The 14,980-nt window shown below is 75.9% G+C and carries 8 protein-coding genes; 2 read left to right on the top strand and 6 right to left on the bottom strand.

The genetic code is table 11. The features are described from left to right. The first annotated feature begins 137 nt into the window (after positions 1 to 137). Together ACFP3U_RS32775 and ACFP3U_RS32780 are read left to right on the top strand one after the other, a co-directional pair. The gene (locus tag ACFP3U_RS32775) at positions 138 to 1,235 is read left to right on the top strand and encodes a polysaccharide deacetylase family protein (protein ID WP_380229392.1); all 1,098 of its coding nucleotides are present in this window, start codon (positions 138 to 140) and stop codon (positions 1,233 to 1,235) included. Positions 1,236 to 1,452: 217 nt separating this feature from the next. Further along, positions 1,453 to 2,565, top strand: a complete 1,113-nt coding sequence (locus tag ACFP3U_RS32780; RefSeq protein WP_380229393.1) for a GNAT family N-acetyltransferase — start codon at positions 1,453 to 1,455, stop codon at positions 2,563 to 2,565. Positions 2,566 to 2,589: 24 nt separating this feature from the next. Here the strand turns inward: ACFP3U_RS32780 and ACFP3U_RS32785 are convergent, their stop codons facing one another. From ACFP3U_RS32785 to ACFP3U_RS32810, 6 genes are all read right to left on the bottom strand, one after another. Beyond that, on the bottom strand, positions 2,590 to 3,723 hold the full coding sequence (locus ACFP3U_RS32785) for an aminotransferase class I/II-fold pyridoxal phosphate-dependent enzyme (protein WP_380229394.1): 1,134 nt from the start codon (positions 3,721 to 3,723) through the stop codon (positions 2,590 to 2,592). A 46-nt stretch (positions 3,724 to 3,769) separates the two neighbouring features. Next, positions 3,770 to 4,414 carry a helix-turn-helix transcriptional regulator gene (locus ACFP3U_RS32790; RefSeq protein WP_380229395.1) on the bottom strand — a complete coding sequence of 215 codons (645 nt, stop codon included), beginning with the start codon at positions 4,412 to 4,414 and terminating at the stop codon, positions 3,770 to 3,772. A gap of 99 nt (positions 4,415 to 4,513) precedes the next feature. Further along, positions 4,514 to 6,178 (bottom strand): YVTN family beta-propeller repeat protein, encoded by a 1,665-nt coding sequence (locus tag ACFP3U_RS32795; RefSeq protein ID WP_380229396.1) that lies wholly within the window; start codon positions 6,176 to 6,178, stop codon positions 4,514 to 4,516. 236 nt (positions 6,179 to 6,414) lie between these two features. Then, complete coding sequence (locus ACFP3U_RS32800; protein WP_380229397.1) at positions 6,415 to 7,689, bottom strand: hypothetical protein; 1,275 nt, start codon at positions 7,687 to 7,689, stop codon at positions 6,415 to 6,417. 106 nt (positions 7,690 to 7,795) lie between these two features. Continuing rightward, complete coding sequence (locus ACFP3U_RS32805; RefSeq protein ID WP_380229398.1) at positions 7,796 to 12,769, bottom strand: hypothetical protein; 4,974 nt, start codon at positions 12,767 to 12,769, stop codon at positions 7,796 to 7,798. Further along, positions 12,766 to 14,814 (bottom strand): CHAT domain-containing protein, encoded by a 2,049-nt coding sequence (locus ACFP3U_RS32810; RefSeq protein ID WP_380229399.1) that lies wholly within the window; start codon positions 14,812 to 14,814, stop codon positions 12,766 to 12,768. Before ACFP3U_RS32810 ends, ACFP3U_RS32805 begins: the two co-directional genes overlap by 4 nt. Between the last annotated feature and the right edge of the window lie 166 nt (positions 14,815 to 14,980).

Genomic DNA, 14,980 nt, shown 5'->3' on the forward strand with positions numbered 1-14,980 from the left:
CTCTATCTTGGGAATTCGTGGAGCGGGGCGGGCCGCCCACCCTGCAGGCGTGTGCCGAGCGGCCGGGTCTGCCGGTGCGAACGTGCTCCACCCCCGCCACCGCACCATCACACGGGGAGGAAGGGGGGAGCGCGTCCATGCCCGAAGGGACCGCGCATTCGACCGGGGCCGCCGACGGCCCGAGCACCGGAACGGCCACCGGGACCGCCACGACCACGGATCCGGGCGCGACCACGCGGACTACCGCGACACCGCCTACGACGCCAGCCACGACCGCGCGGACGACCACCGTCACCGCCCCGCCGCGGGCACGGCTCGCCGGCCGACGGTCCACCGTCGACGCCGTCCTGCGCAACTCGCCGCTCCAGCCGCTGTTCCGGCTCACCGCCACCCGGCGGCTGGCCGTCCTCGCCTACCACGGGGTGGACGACCCGAGGGTGTTCGCGCTCCAGATGGAGCGCCTGGTCCGGATCGCCCGCCCGGTCTCGGCGGAGGCCGTCGAGCACGCCGTACGGACCGGTCGGCCGCTGCCGCCCCGCAGCGTGCTGGTCACCTTCGACGACGGCGATCGCACCGTGCTCACCGAGGGCCTGCCCGTGCTGACCCGGCTCGGCATTCCCGCCGCCGCCTTCGTGGTCACCGACCTCATCGGCGGCGACCAACCGTTCTGGTGGACCGAGGCGGCCTTCCTCGCCGCCCACGGCGGCACCGCCCGCAGCCTGGCCGACTGCCCGCCCGACGGCGTGGTCCGCCGGATGAAGACCCTCGCCGACCGGGACCGCCGCACCGCGCTGGCCGAACTCCGGGAGAGCGCCGCGATCCGCGCGCCCCGCCAGGAACAGCTCACCCCCGCCGACCTGCTGACGCTCAGCCGCGGCGGCGTGGCGATCGGCAACCACACCGCCGGCCACCCGTGCCTCGACCGGTGCGAGGGCGGCACCCTGCGCGAGGAGATCGGCCGCGCGCACGAGGCGCTCACCGGCTGGCTCGACGGCGAGGCCCCCACCGCCTTCGCCTACCCCAACGGCAACTTCGACCCGCGCGCCGACGCCGAACTGCGCCGCCTCGGCTACCGGGTCGGCTTCCTCTTCGACCACCGCCACGACCGGCTGCTGCCGCCGCACCCGCTGCGGATCAGCCGGCTGCGGGTCAACTCGACCACGGGACGGGACCGGTTCGACACCATCCTCTCCGGCCTCCACCCCGCCGTGCACCACCTGCGCGGCGGCGGTTGAGCACCCGGGGCCACGGCTCGGAACGGCCCGGTGGCCGCGGCCACCTGGTGCGAACGGGGCCGCCGAGGGGCCGGTTGCCGAAAGAATACGGACCGGACCGCCGACCGGCGGCGCACCGGGGACGGCAGAAGTGTGGGGGGCAGGAGACGTGGGGACGGCGTATCCGAAGTCGGCCGGTTCGAGGTCGACCGTTCCGGCACCGGCCGGACCGCGTACGGTGCCGGTCCGGTACCGGACGGCCGCCGCACTGCCGGCGGAGGTGGTCGACGGCTGGCGCGCGCTGGCGGCGGGCGAGCCGGGCGGCTCCTGGTTCACCACCCCGGAGTGGGCACTCGCCTGGTGGGAGACGATCGGCGCGCCCAAGAGCAGTGCCGGCGCGCCCACGGGTGACGGCGAGATCGTGGTCTGGCGGGACGGGGGCGGGCGGGTCGACGCCGTCGTCCCGCTGCTGCGCACCGTCCAGCGGCTCCATCCGCGCGCGCCGCTGCCCGTCCCCTGTCTGACGGTGCTCGGCTCCGGGGCGGGCGCGGCCGACCACTGCGGCTTCGCCGTCGCGCCGCACCGCCGTGCCGAGGTGGCCGACTGGCTCGCCCGGCGCGGCCGACGGGCGACCCTGCTGCTCGCCGATCTCGACCCCGGCCAGGCCGACCTGCTGCCGCCGGGCGCGGTGGAGATCGGCCGCACCGCGTGCCCGCGCGCCGATCTGTCGGCCGGGCCGGACGCGCTGGGCTCCCGGCAGTTCCGCGCCAACCTGCGCCGGTACGGCCGCAAGCTGGCCGCCGAGGGGATCACCTTCCGCTGGGTGCCGCCCGCCCTGGCGCTGGCCGAACTGCCGGAGCGCTTCGAGCTGTTGCGCGCCGCCGTTCGGCTTCACAAGCTGCGCCGGGCGGCGCTCGGCAGGCCGACCACCTTCGACGAGGCCCGCGCGCCGCTGCACCTGCGGGTGATCGAGCGGGCCGCCGACACCGGTCGGGGCGAGGGCCCGGCGTTCCTGGTCGCGGAGCGGGCGGGCGAGGTGGTCGGCGTGCTGTACGGGTTCCAGTGGCGGGACACCTTCGCCTACTACCAGATCGGCTGGGACCAGACCTGGGCGCCGCTGCGGCTCGGCACGGCGGTGATCGCCGAGGCGATCAGGGCGGCGGCCGGACAGGGCCTGACCACCTTCGACTTCCTGCGGGGCACCGAGCCCTACAAGTACCGCTTCGACGCCGTGGACCGGGAGGACGTGTCCTGGCTGGTTCCGCACGGTGTGCCGGGGGCGCTGCTCGGGCTCAAGTACCGCGCCAAGGCGGCCCGTCGGGAGTCGACCCCGCCCGAGGCAGCGGACTGACCTCCGGGGGCCCGGCCCGGCTGGTCAGTGACGGCCCTTCAGCCAGCCGGCGAAGGCGTCGAGCGCGGGTGCCGGGTCGCGGCGGCCGAGGCCGATCCGGAACCGGTCGGTGGGCGACGGGGTCAGCTCCGAGCGGAAGACGGAGGCCGGCAGCAGCAGGACGCCGGCCTCCTCGACCAGCCCGGAGCAGAACGCCTCGACGCCGTCCGCGCCGAGGTAGCGCGGGTAGGCGACACAGCCGCCGTCCGGGGCGCGCCACTCGAAGAGGTCGTCGAAGCGGGCGAAGAACTCGTCGAAGAGCGGCAGATTGGCGTCGATGATCGCCCGGTTGCGGGCCAGGATCGGCTCGCGCGCCTTGATCGCGATCCGGGCCAGGATCTCGCTGGGGGCGGCGTTGCAGATGGTGGTGTAGTGCTTGGCGCGTTCCAGGCGGCTGCGCAACTCCCGGTCACGGCAGGCGATCCAGCCGATCCGCAGGCCGGGCAGGCCGAGCGACTTGGAGGTGACGTTGAGCGAGAGGGCGCGCTCGGAGAGGTCGACGGCCTGCGGCAGAGTACGTGCCGGGTCCCGCTCCAGGCCGCGGTAGACCTCGTCGCTGAACAGGTGGATGCCGCGTTCGTCGCAGATCTCGGCCAGCCGGACGAAGTCGGCGGCGTCGATCACCTTGCCGGTGGGGTTGTTGGGGAAGTTGACCGAGACCACGCGGGTGTTGGGGCGCAGCGCGGCGGTGAGTTCGTCGAGGTCGAGCGCCCATTCGCGGTCCGGGTCGAGCGCCACGCCGGTGACCGCGCAGAGGGACAGCGGGATCGTCTCGGCGGACTGGTAGTCGGGGGTGAGCACGACGGCGTGGTCCTCCGGGCCGAGCAGGACCTGCATGGCCAGGTTGAGCCCCTCCTGGGCGCCGCCGAAGCAGATCACGTCCTCGGCGCCGGCCCGCTCGTAGAGGCCGGCGATCGCCTCGCGCAGGGCCGGGTCGCCGAAGGTCTCGGTGTAGCCGAGGGCGAGGGTGTCCCAGGCCTGCCGGTCCTCCGGGTCGGCGAGGGCGAGCAGTTCGGACATCGCCATGCTCTGCGCGTCGGAGGCCGTGAGGTGGTGGCGGGCGGTGAACTCCCAGCGGGAGAAGTACGTCTCCAGACGGAAGTCGGGGAGCCGGGTCATGGCGGGTCTCCTTCGTCGGGGCGGGGGTTTGAAGAGGGGCCCTGGGTCAGCCCGGCGGCGTGGGCGTGTCGCGCAGTTCGGCGAGCAGCGTGTAGACGGTGGACCGGGACACCTTGAGCGCCGTGGCGACGGCCGGGACGGCCCGGCGGACGGCGAGCACCCCGGCCGCGTCGAGTTCGCGGAGCACGGCGAGCCGGTCCTCGCGGCCGAGTCGCTCCGGGGGGCGGCCGTGGGCGCGCACATAGCCGCCGATGACCTCGTTCATCCGCTCGGTCCAGTCCTGCTCGAAGAGCGGCGCGGGGCGCGGGGCGGTCGGTGCGGCGAAGGCGGCGAGCAGCGCGGAGGCGTGTTCCAGCGGGCCTCGGTCGAGGTTGACGCAGAGGACGGCGGTGGGCCGGCCGTCCTCGTCGCGGAGCACCGCGCTGACGGAGGAGAGCCGCCGGCCGTCGGCCAGCAGCTTCGGGTACGGGCCGTAGACGTCGGGGGCGGCCTGGTCCAGGCCGTCCAGTTCGCCGAGCAGCGAGGGATCGCCCGGCCCGCGTCCGCCCAGCGGGTTCCAGATCGCGAGCACCTCGTCGCGGGCGGCGTCGTGCAGCACCACTTCGGCGTAGGGCCCGAGCAGCAGGGCCACCGCCTGGCAGACGGGGGCCCAGGTGCGCAGGCGGGGGTCGGGGGTCGTCTCGGTGGCCATATTCGGACTGTACGTCCAGGCTGGACGTTTCGTCCAGGCAGGTCCGGACGGGCCCGCTCCCGGGAGCGGGCCCGTCCGGACCTGCCACCGACCAGCAGGTCAGTCGCAGGTGATCTGGAGCAGCGCCACCTTGCACGTACGGCTCGCCGCGTCATTGGCGGGCGCCGGGTCGGCCGGGGCGCCGCCGGTACGGGCCGTGGTCACGGTGAAGGTCCGGCCGACGTTGAGCAGGCCGACCTGCACGGTGAAGTGCCGGGTGGCGCTCGCGCCGACGGCCAGCGGTCCGGCGATCGCGCAGGTCAGGCGGCCGGCGGCGATGGTGCAGTCGGTGCTGGCGGCGGCCAGGCCGGTGGGCAGCGCGGCCGCGACGGTGGCGGCGGACACCGGGTCGGGGCCCCGGTTGGTGACGGTGAGGACGTAGTCCACCCGGCCGCCGAAGAGACCGGACACCGGCGAGGCGGTGAGCGCGACCGCGACATCGGCGCCGGCGGCGACGTACCCGAAGCGGTCGGCGGGCACGACGGCGCTGGTGCCGCCCGCCGTGGTGACGCGGACGTCGACCGGTCCGGCGACGGGAGAGGCCGGCGCGGTGGCGGTGCAGGAGGTCGCGGTGCAGGAGAAGGACGCGGCGTTCCCGGCGGCGCCGAAGCTCACGGCAGTCGCGCCGGCCAGGTCGGTGCCGGTGACGGTGACGACGGTGCCGCCGGCCTGCGGGCCGCCGGCCGGGCTGACCCCGGTGACCACCGGCGCCGGCGGCGGGAAGGCGAGGACGCTGACGGCGGAGCCGTCGAAGTCGGCCAGGTAGCCGCGCCGGCTGTCGGGCGAGATCGCCAGCGTGAACGGGCTCGCGCCGACCGGGACGGTGCCGGTGACGGTGCCGCTCGCGGCGTCGAGCACGGTCAGCGTGTTGTCCGCGTAGTTGCTCGCGTAGACGGACCGGCCGTCGGGGGCGACCGCCACCGCGTACGGGTTGGTGCCGACCTGGACGGTGGCGGTGACGGCCCGGCGGGCGGTGTCCACCGCGCTCACGGTGGAGTCGCCGCCGTTGCCGGTCCAGAGCCGGGAGCCGTCGCGGGCGAGGGCGAGGCCGAAGACGCCGTGGCCCACCGGTATCGAGCCGCTCACGGTGGCGGTGGCGGTGTCGATCACGTCGACCCGCTGGTCGCCCGAGGCGGCGACGTACACGGACCGGCCGTCGGGGGCGACGGCCACGCCGTGCGGCTCGGCGCCGACCGGGACGGTGGCGAGGACGGTGCCGCTCGCGGTGTCCAGCACGCTGACCGTGCCGGCGCCCGCGTTGGTCACGTAGGCGCGGGCGCCGTCGGGGGCGACCGCCACGCCGAAGGCGCCGGCGCCGACCGGGACGGTGGCGGTGACCGCGTCGGTGGCGGTGTCGACCACGCTGACGGTGCCGTCGAGGTGGTGGGTGAGGTAGGCGCGCCGGCCGTCGGGCGCGAGGGCGACGGCGTAGGAGCCGGTGCCGGCCGTGAAGGTGCCGGCGACCGCGCCGGTGGCGGTGGTCAGGACGGTCACCGTGCCACTGCCCTGGCTGGTCACATAGGCCCGTCCGCCGTCCGGTGTGAGCGCGACGCCCGCCGGGTAGGCGGCGACGGCCACGGTGGCCGCCACGGCGGGCGGTAGCGCCGCACTCGCGCCGGCGGCGTCGGCGGACGCGGCGCCGGGTTGGGACAGCAGAGCGGCCGTGGCCGCGCCGGCGGCGGCCACGGCCGTCCAGAAGCGGCGCGGGGACGGGCGTTTCGTCACGGGATCTCCAGGCTCGTCGGGTTCTTCGGAGCCGGTCGGCACACGGTCGCACCGGGCGTTCCGGGCGACCCGGGGGGACCGTCCGGATCGCCCGAAGCGTAGAAGGCCGATTGATGAAGCGTCAGGAGATGACCGGGATTGTCGCCAACCGTTCAAGTCTGTTCAGTTGGTCACTGTTCGAACCGTCCCGAACCGTCCCGACCGCCTCGGACCTGCTTACGCCCCGGGTCCACGCGTCACCAGGCGTCGAGCAGGGCCGCCAGGCGGACGGCGGCCCGGGCGCCCTGGGCCTGCGGGGCGTCGTCGGCCGCGGGGGCGAGGGCCGCCGGGCCGCGGATGCCCCGGTCCCGGTACGCGGCGGCCCGGTCGTGGACGCGCTCGGTGAGCGCGGTGACGACGGTGGTGTAGCGGTCGGGGTCGAGGTGGAACGCCAGGGCGGCGGCCGGGACGAGGAGTCCGGCGCCCGCCTCGCCACCCGCCGGGAGCGGCGTACGGCGGAGCAGGGCGTCGGCCGTCGCGCGGAGCAGCGCCTCGGGGACGGCCGGGAACAGTCCGAGCAGCGTCCTGCCGCCGAGGCCGTCGAGCGGAGTGGTCAGCAGCGTACGGACGGTGGGCCGCAGGACGACGGGCACGGAGTCCCGCGCCGCCGCCTGCCCGTCCCAGTGGGCCCGCAGTTCGACGGCCGCCGCCTCGTGCCCGGCCTCGGCGAGGGTGTCCGCGACCAGCGCGACCCGAACCCTGGGCACCGGGTAGCGCTCGCTCGGCGGCCCGTCCGGGGTCAGCGCGACGAACTCGGCCAGCGTGAAGGCGAATCCGGAGCCGCCGCACAGCGTCCCGTACAGGTCGGCGAACACCTCGGGGAGCCGGTCGGTCCACCAGTCGGCGCTTTCGGCGGTCCGCCGGAGGAGCGCGCTCAGCTCCTCGGTGAGCCCGAACGCGTCCAGCACGCAGTGGCCGACCTCGTGCGCGGTCAGCACGGTCTCCGGGAGGTGCCGGGACTGCACGAACGGCAGCCCGACGAGCGGCACCGGGAGCGCCCGCTGCAACTCGCCGGCCCGCGCCTGCCGCCCGTCCGCCCTCAGCCGCGGCAGGGCGAACGGGACGGCGTGCGCGGTGAGGTGGACGAGCGGCGGCTCCACGGCCGGCGGCTCGGCGCGCGCCGCCGAGCGGGCGGCGGTGAGCGCGGGCAGGTAGCAGGACCACGCGAAGTCGTCGGCCAGCGCGAGGAATTCCGCCGTGGAACCGTCCCAGCGCTGGGCGAGCGCGTCGCGCAGCCGGCACCAGACCTCCTGGAGCAGGCCCAACTCGACGTCGGAGCGCCATGGTTCGCCGTCCCGGACGCGGGCGAGCAGCGGGCGCAGCGCGGCGTCGAGCGCGCGGACCTGGGTGTGGTGCCGGGGGAACGGCGTGTCGGGGCCGGCGGTGAGCTCCAGCCAGTGGTCGAGGTCGGCGGCCAGCCCGTCGGCCCGGGCGAGCAGCGCGACGCGCCGGCGCCGCTCGGCGGCGGTCATGGGCGGCTCCGGGCGGTCATGCGCGGCTCCGGTCATGCGCGGCTCCGGGCGGTCATGACCGGTCCGGCGGTCATGACCGGTCCGGCGGTCATGACCGGTCCGGCGGTCATGACCGGTTCCAGAGGGGAACGAGGAGGTCCGTCGGCAGGGCGCTGAACAGGGCGGGCAGCGCCACGGTCGGCGGCCCCGGCTGGTTCAGCAGCGCCTTGGTGAGTTCCTGCACGGCGACCGCGGGATGCACTCCGGCGATCAGGTGCTCGACGAACTGCCGCCGCGCCCGTTCGCTGTCCGGCCCCGGCCGCAGGAACGGGCCGATCGCCAGGACGGCCGAGACCTCGCCGTGGGCGAGCAACTGGGCGGCGAACAGGTTCCGCAGGAGCAACTGCCGCATGGCCTCGTGGTGCGAGCCGGGGTGCGTCGCCTCCAGCACCACCACCGGGTGGGGGCCCGTGCTGTCCCCGAGCCACTCCTCCAGGCCGGCCGCGTCGCTCACGCCCCGGGAGTCCCACTGGATCCGCAGCTCGGCCGACTCCTCGCGGAAGGTGCCCTGGACGTGGACGAGTTGGGGCAGGCTGCGACGGTCGTTGCGCCGGTCCAGGTCGACCACCTGCGCGGAGCGGTTGTTGTCGTAGAGGGCGAGGATGTGCGACATCGACGACCGTCCTCCGGTGTGCTCGGTGGCACCACCGACGCGGTGCCGGGCGAGCACACCGACCCGGATGCGCGCGGGAGGCGTGAGGCCCCACAGGTTCGCGGCGAACGCGCGGAGATCCGTCGGTGGGGGGAGGTCCGGAATGCTTTCGGCCAGGTCGCGCAGCCGGTCGAGCGCCGCGGGCTCGACCGGGTGCCGGGCCAGCCCCCGGTAGACGTAGTGCCGGTCGGGCCGGAGCACCGGCCCGCCCGCGGCGCTCCCGGCGGCCTCCCACGGCGCGGCCAGCAGCACCTCGTGGCCGGCGGCCGCCTCCAGTCGCAGGTCGGTCACCTCCTCCGGCCAGGTCCGGTCCGGCAGCACCGCCTCCAGCAGGGTTCCGGCCTCCGCCGCCCAGTCCGCCGCCGAGCCGGACAGCGCGCTCTGGAGGGCCTCCAGGTCGCGGATCCACTCGGCGGTGGCGGCCTGGCCCAGGACCAGCGGCCTCCGTTCGCCCGGTCCGGTGGATTCGAGGAGTTCGAGGGAGAGGAAGGCGGGGAGCCTCGCGAACCGGGTGTCACCGGCGAACGCGAGGACGTGCTCGCGCCACGAGACACCCCGGTCCGGCTCCTCGGTGCCGACGGCGGCGCTGGGGAGGAAGCGCGGCTCGGGCGCACGGCCCAGCTCTCGGTAGAGCTCGCGCGCCCGGCGCGCCAGTTGGTCGATCTCGGCGCGCGGGCCGCCCGCCCAGCCCTGCACCAGCACCAGAACGCCTGCGCACCTGGCCCGGGTGAGGCTCGGCGGACGGTCCTCCAGCAGCTGCCAGGCTCGGGTGGCCAGGCTCCGGGCCTCGGTCGCACGGCCCGCCCAGAGCGTGGGTGCGGCCTGCTCGGTCAGCGCGGCCGCCTCGGCCTCCGGAAACGCGCCGTACTGCCGGCGGAGGGTGTCGGCCAGATCCATCGGGACCCCATCGGGGTCGCGGTCCTCGGGCGCGGTGCGTTCGAGGTGGTCCAGCCAGACCGCGCTCTCCGTCCGCGCGAGTTCCTCGGCGCAGGTGCGGGAGAGGTCGGCCGCCTCGCGGGTGCGGCCCAGGGTGCTCAGCAGCTCCGCGTAGGTGAGCCCGAGCGCCGCGGAGTCGGGGCTGTCGGTCCACCACCTGTCCGGGATGCAGAGCTCGGTCAGCCGGCCGGCGGTCTCCAGGCCGATCCGCAGCCGCCGGGGCAGCTGGTGCAACCGCTCCAGCGCGACCAGCCTGGCCTCCGGGAGTCCCAACGGGCCGAGGGCGTCGATCAGTTCGCCGGTGAGTGCTTCGTCGTCGACGGGGTTGGCGCGGGCCAGCGCGCCGAGCAGCCAGACCACCCGGGTCGGCGGCGGGGCGGCCGCGCGGCGCTCGGCGGCGGACACCGCCGACTCCTCCGGGGCTTCCTCCGGCCACCACGCGCGTTCGGCGAGCACCTCCGGCGGGACGGAGGACGTAGCGTCCAGGGCGGCGCCGACCAGTCTCCCGGCGCGGGAGATCAGCCGCGCCACGTCCTCCTCGCTGGCACCGGCCGTGTCGAGCAGCCGGGCGGTCCGGAGCAGCAGGAGCGTCAAGGTCGACTTCGGGAGCGGCTCGGTGGACACGTGCCTGGTCAGTGCGGCCACCTCGTGCACGGGCACGCGCAGCATCACTTGGGCGGCGGCACGGGTCAGCTGGCTCCCGACGAGCCGGGCCGGGTCGGGCGGCCCGTCCGCCGACGGGTCGGTGAGTGCCAGCACCTCGGCGGGCCGGTACAGCCGCAGCGCCGCGAGCGCGGCCAGGTCCGCCGTCCGGGCCCGACCGGTGGGATCGAGGAGCGCGTGGGCGGTCAGCACCTCGGTCGGGCGGCCGACGGCGAGCAGCAGGCGCAGGTACAGCTCGGGCGCAGTTTGCGCGGACAGGCGCGGCAGCCAGCGGGCCGCGTGCCCGACCCAGCCGGCGTCCAGCAGACGGGCCACGTCGGCCCGGGTCTCGGCGGCGACCTCGCCGCCGGTGGGGCGCAGCAGGCGGTCGGCGTGTTCGAACGCCTCCTGGGCGTCGTCGCCCCGCCCTTCGGCCAGGGCCACGGCGCCGGTGAGACGGTGGTACTCGGCCGCAGCCCTGGGGGCGGCCAGGTCGAGGTCCGCTGCCGCGGCGTCGAGTCGGAGCCGCGCCATGGCGGGGCCGCCGAGGTGGAGTGACAGACGGGCGAGGGTCAGCTCGATCGCGCGACGGACCTCCCGGTCCACGAGGTCGACCGGGAGGGACTCCACCATCTCCATGAGGACAAGGTGGTCCGTCAGCGTCGACGGCCCGGCCTCGGGACCTGCCCAAGAGAGGAGGAGCAGCGTCCGGGCCAGCGCGTCCGGGGGCAGCGCCACCTCGTCCGATGTGTACAGCGCCAGCACCTCGTCGGCCAGCTGCCACAGCGTCAGGTCCGGCTCGCCGAAGTCCGGCTCACCGAACAGCCGGGCCCAGGCTCGCGCGCCCTTCTCCGGATCCTCGGAGAAGCGGTGGTAGAACTCCTCCACCGTCCAGCGGACCCACTCCGGGGGGCTCTCGGCCCCGCTCGCCCGGCGGGCGAAGTACGCGGCGAGGTCCCGGTTGAGGAGCTTGGACACCGTGTGGTCGGCGAGCAGCTTGCGCAGCGGGTCGCGGACGGTCCGGTCGATCACCAGGCCGTCCGGGTCGAGCGGGTCGCGGCCGACCCAGACCGCGTCCCCGGCGTAGCGGGTGAGGGCGGCCCAGAGGTCCGGGAGTTCGTCGGCCTCGTCGGTGAAGCCGGGCTCGGCCCGGAGGAAGATCGGGAAGCGCATGACCGGGCGTTCGTCCAGCTCGGGATCGTCGGCCGTGCCGCTGCCCCGGATGCCCTCGCGCAGGTGCGGGAGCATCACCTCCCGGACGATCCGCAGCGAGAGCCGGCGGGGGATCACCCCGTACCGCAGCAGCCAGCGGAGGCGGTCGTCGTGGACGCGTTCGAGGACGCGGTCGATGGCGTAGAGCAGCCCGGGGCCGGAAGCGGAGCGGATCTGCTCGGGGGTGAGGTCGTCGGCGAGGTCGGCGAAGAGGGCGAGGGTGTAGGGCAGGCCGTCGCTGCTCTCGCCGATCGCGCGGCGCAGCTCCGGGTCGGTGATCTCGCGGACCTCGCGGAGATAGGAGTCGGACTCCGCCGGGCTGAAGTGGTCGAGCCGCAGGTCGCGGGCCGGCAGCGGAAGGGCGTCGGCGAGGTCGTACCTCCCGGAGGCGACGATCCGCAGGTCGGGGACGCCGGTGCGGAGGCGGTCCAGCACGGCCGTCAGTTCGTCGAGCCGTGCGCCGTCCCGGAGCAGGACCTCCTCCAGGGTGTCCAGCACCAGGACGGCGAAGGTGCACTGGCGGCGGAGCGTCTCGTTGAGGACGGCGATGAAGTCGCCGACCATCCTCACCCGCCGCTCGGGGGCCGCCGTCGGGCGCCCGGTGAGACGGGCGCCGGCGGCCCGGCTGCGGTTGCGCGGCAGCAGGGCGAGGTCCTCCCGGTAGATGGCGAGGAGCTCGTCGAAGGGGGTGTCGATCAGCTGTTCGTTCAGCTGCGCGGCCGCCTCCAGGACGAGCAGCCACGGGTGGGTGACGGCCAGGGCGGGGTCGCAGTCGTCGAAGTCCAGGTACGCGCAGGGCAGCGGAGTGGGCCGCTCCTGGCAGTACCGAGCCATGAACCAGCGCAGCAGCATGGACTTCCCGGAGCCGCCGGTGGCGTGGATGCGCAGCAGCCGGGAGCCCGGCCGGGTGAACAGTCTCCGCAGCGGCTCCTCCACCCGGGGGCGCCGGTAGTACCCGGCGGACTGGTGGTACGCCGGCCGCCACAGGGCGCGGGCCCGGGTGCGGACGCGGGCCTCGGCGACCGTCCGGCCGAGGGCGGGCGGGAGCAGTGGGGCGACCTGGGGGTCGGTGACGGCGTTGACGAGGTCCTGACAGTGGGCCAGGTCGAGCCGCCGGTCGGCCTCGTAGAAGGCGGCGCGGAAGGTGTCCGGGTCGAGTTCGCCGGCGATGGCGAGGTGCCGCAGCCGGCCGGGCTCGTCGTCGGCCTCCGCGCACGCTCCGGCCAGCCGCAGGGCGAGGTGGCGCAGTGGCATCGGGGCCGTGCCGGCCGGGGCGGCGCTGTCGCGCCACCAGGAGTCCCAGCAGGCGAAGCGCAGCACTTCGGCGATCCGGTAGTGGCCGGGGCGGGCGGCGCGTTCGAGCAGTCCGTGGGCGAGCAGGTCGGCGATCTCGGGACCGTCGGGCGCGGTGCGGAGGATCGCGCGGTAGCGGTCCTCGGAGAAGTCGGGGAGGACGGCGCAGGTGCGCAGGACCTCCTGCCAGTCCGGGCCGACCTGGTCGAGGAGGATCCGCTCCAGCGGTTCGCCCTGGTCGAGGCGCTCGCCGAGTTCGTCGAGCGGGGCGGAGGGGGTGGCGGGGGTGGACGGGCCGTCGGTCATCGGGGCCTCCGCTTCATGTCGAGCAGGCGCATGCCGTCCCGGAGCAGGAGGGGCGTCAGTTCTCCGTGGTGGTCGACGAGCAGGGCCATCACCGCCTCCCAGGTGGGCGTGTGGGCGGCGGGCAGGCCGCGGGCCCGGCCGTAGTCGCCGATCACCGACCCGACCTCGTCGGCGGCGAACGGTCCGAGCGGGAGCCGGCGGGCGGTGTCGCGCAGCGGGAACGGCACCAGCTTCTCCGCCTCCTCCTCGGTGACGACCAGGACGACCTTGGCGCGGCCTCCGGGTCGTGCGGCCAGCGGCTCGACGAGGTGCGGGGCGAGCAGTTGCTGGACGGTCAGGTGTTCCAGGGCGCCGAGGCCCGCCAGGGCGAGGACGAGTCCGCTCTCCTCGCCGAGTTCGTGGAGCGCTTCGGCGAGGTGGCCCAGCGCGGTGTGCCGGCGGTCGCCGGCGTGGCCGACGCTGTTGCCGGGGACGGTCTGCTGCCAGACCAGGTCGGCGCCGAGGGTGAGCCGGGGCTGCTCGTCGTCGGTGGTCCAGCGGTCGTGCAGTTGGGCCAGCCGGTGTTCCAGGAGCCGCAGCGGCCGGTCCTCGGCGTCGGCCGCGCGCAGGCCGTCGACGACGCCGTGCACGAGGTCCAGCCAGGTGGCGGTGCGGCCGAGGACGCGCAGATCGACCCAGAGCGTCAGCGCGCCGTTGCGGTGCCAGGTGTGCAGCACGGAGCGGACCAGGGTGGCTTTGCCGGTGGCGGGGCCGCCGGTGACGACGGTGACGGGGGCGGCCGGGCCGGCCGGCCCGAACCCGTCGAACAGGACGCGCCGCTCGGCGACCCGGTCGACGGCGTGCCGCAGGTTCCACCGCTCGTCGGCGAACCGGGCGTCGCTCTCCGCCGCCGGGCGCAGCGCGGGTGAGCGGTGCAGCACGGCGTCCGGGTGGGTGCGGACGGCGAGCACCGGGCGGGCCCAGTCGGCCCGGTCGAGGGCGGCCTTGAGCAGCGCGTGCCGGCCGGCCAGGACGGCCCGGTCGACGGCCTCGGCCCGGCCGAGGGCGCCGTAGAACGCCTCGGCGAACCGGCCGGCGGGCCCGGAGCCGATGCCGCCGCTCATCCCGACCACCGCCGCGACGCCGCCGCGCAGCAGGGCGGCGAGCAGGGGCTCGGCGCTGCGGCCGGCGGTGTCGCAGGCGTTCAGCACGACCAGGCGCGGGACGTGGGCGGCGAGCAGGCCGTGCACATTGGCCCCGGTGATCTGCCACGGCTCGCCCCGCCCGGGCGGGCGGACGGTGAGTACCCCCTGGTCGGCGCCGTCGCGCTGCTGGTGGCCGATGAAGTGCAGGACGTGCGGGGTGAGGTCGCGCAGGGCGTCGGCGAGTTCGACCGAGTCGGGGGCCCGCAGCACCTCGACGTGCCACTCGCCGAACGGTTCGGCCAGCCGGGCGCGGATCCCGGCGATCTCCCCGTCGGCGCGCAGCGCCGCGTCGGTGTCGCCGACCACGATCAGCAGGCGCAACGGCAGCCGGAGGTCGGGGAGTTGCGGGTGGGCGGGGAGTCGCGCGGGCGCCGGGGCCGCCTTCGGCGGGTCGACGCGGGCGAAGGTCAGGCCCGGTGCGCCGGCGCCGACGCAGAGCGACACGTTGGCCCCGGGGTCGGCGACCAGTTCCCAGGGCAGTGCGCGCAGCCGCGGGGGCCGTACGTCGAGCAGGGTCAGGGCCGGGCTGCCGTCGGCGTGGCTGCGGCGGACCTGGTCGAGCCACGGGTCGAGCAGGCCCGCCTCGGCGAGGGCGGCGCCGAGCAGGCAGGCGGTGGCGCGGACGTCCTCGGCGAGCGGCGTGTCGGGGGTGAACAGTTCCTCGCAGAACCGGAACTGCTCGGACAGCAGGAAGTCCGGTGGGAGGGCCAGGCCCGGGTGGGTGGCGGGCGGGTCGCTGCCGCCGAGCGCGAGCAGGGTCGGGTGGCCGCTGCCGTCGGCGGCCGGCTCGCCGATCCGGATCAGCGCGGTGTGGGGCGGGAGCCAGGCGGTGGCGTCGGTGTCCAACGCGTCGGTGTCCAACGGTGTCAGCGGGTCCGTCGCTCCGGTGGTGTGCGCTCCCGCAGGGTCCGGGCGAACTGCTCCAGGTCGGCCATGCTGTCCGCCGGCGGCGCGGCGGCGGCGGCGGGCCGGCCGGCGCCGTGCGCGCCGGGCGGCAGCTCGGCGGTCCGGACGGCGTCGCCCCAGC

Origin of the sequence: Kitasatospora misakiensis (assembly GCF_042656005.1) — a bacterium.
In the GTDB taxonomy this organism is placed as follows: domain Bacteria; phylum Actinomycetota; class Actinomycetes; order Streptomycetales; family Streptomycetaceae; genus Kitasatospora; species Kitasatospora misakiensis.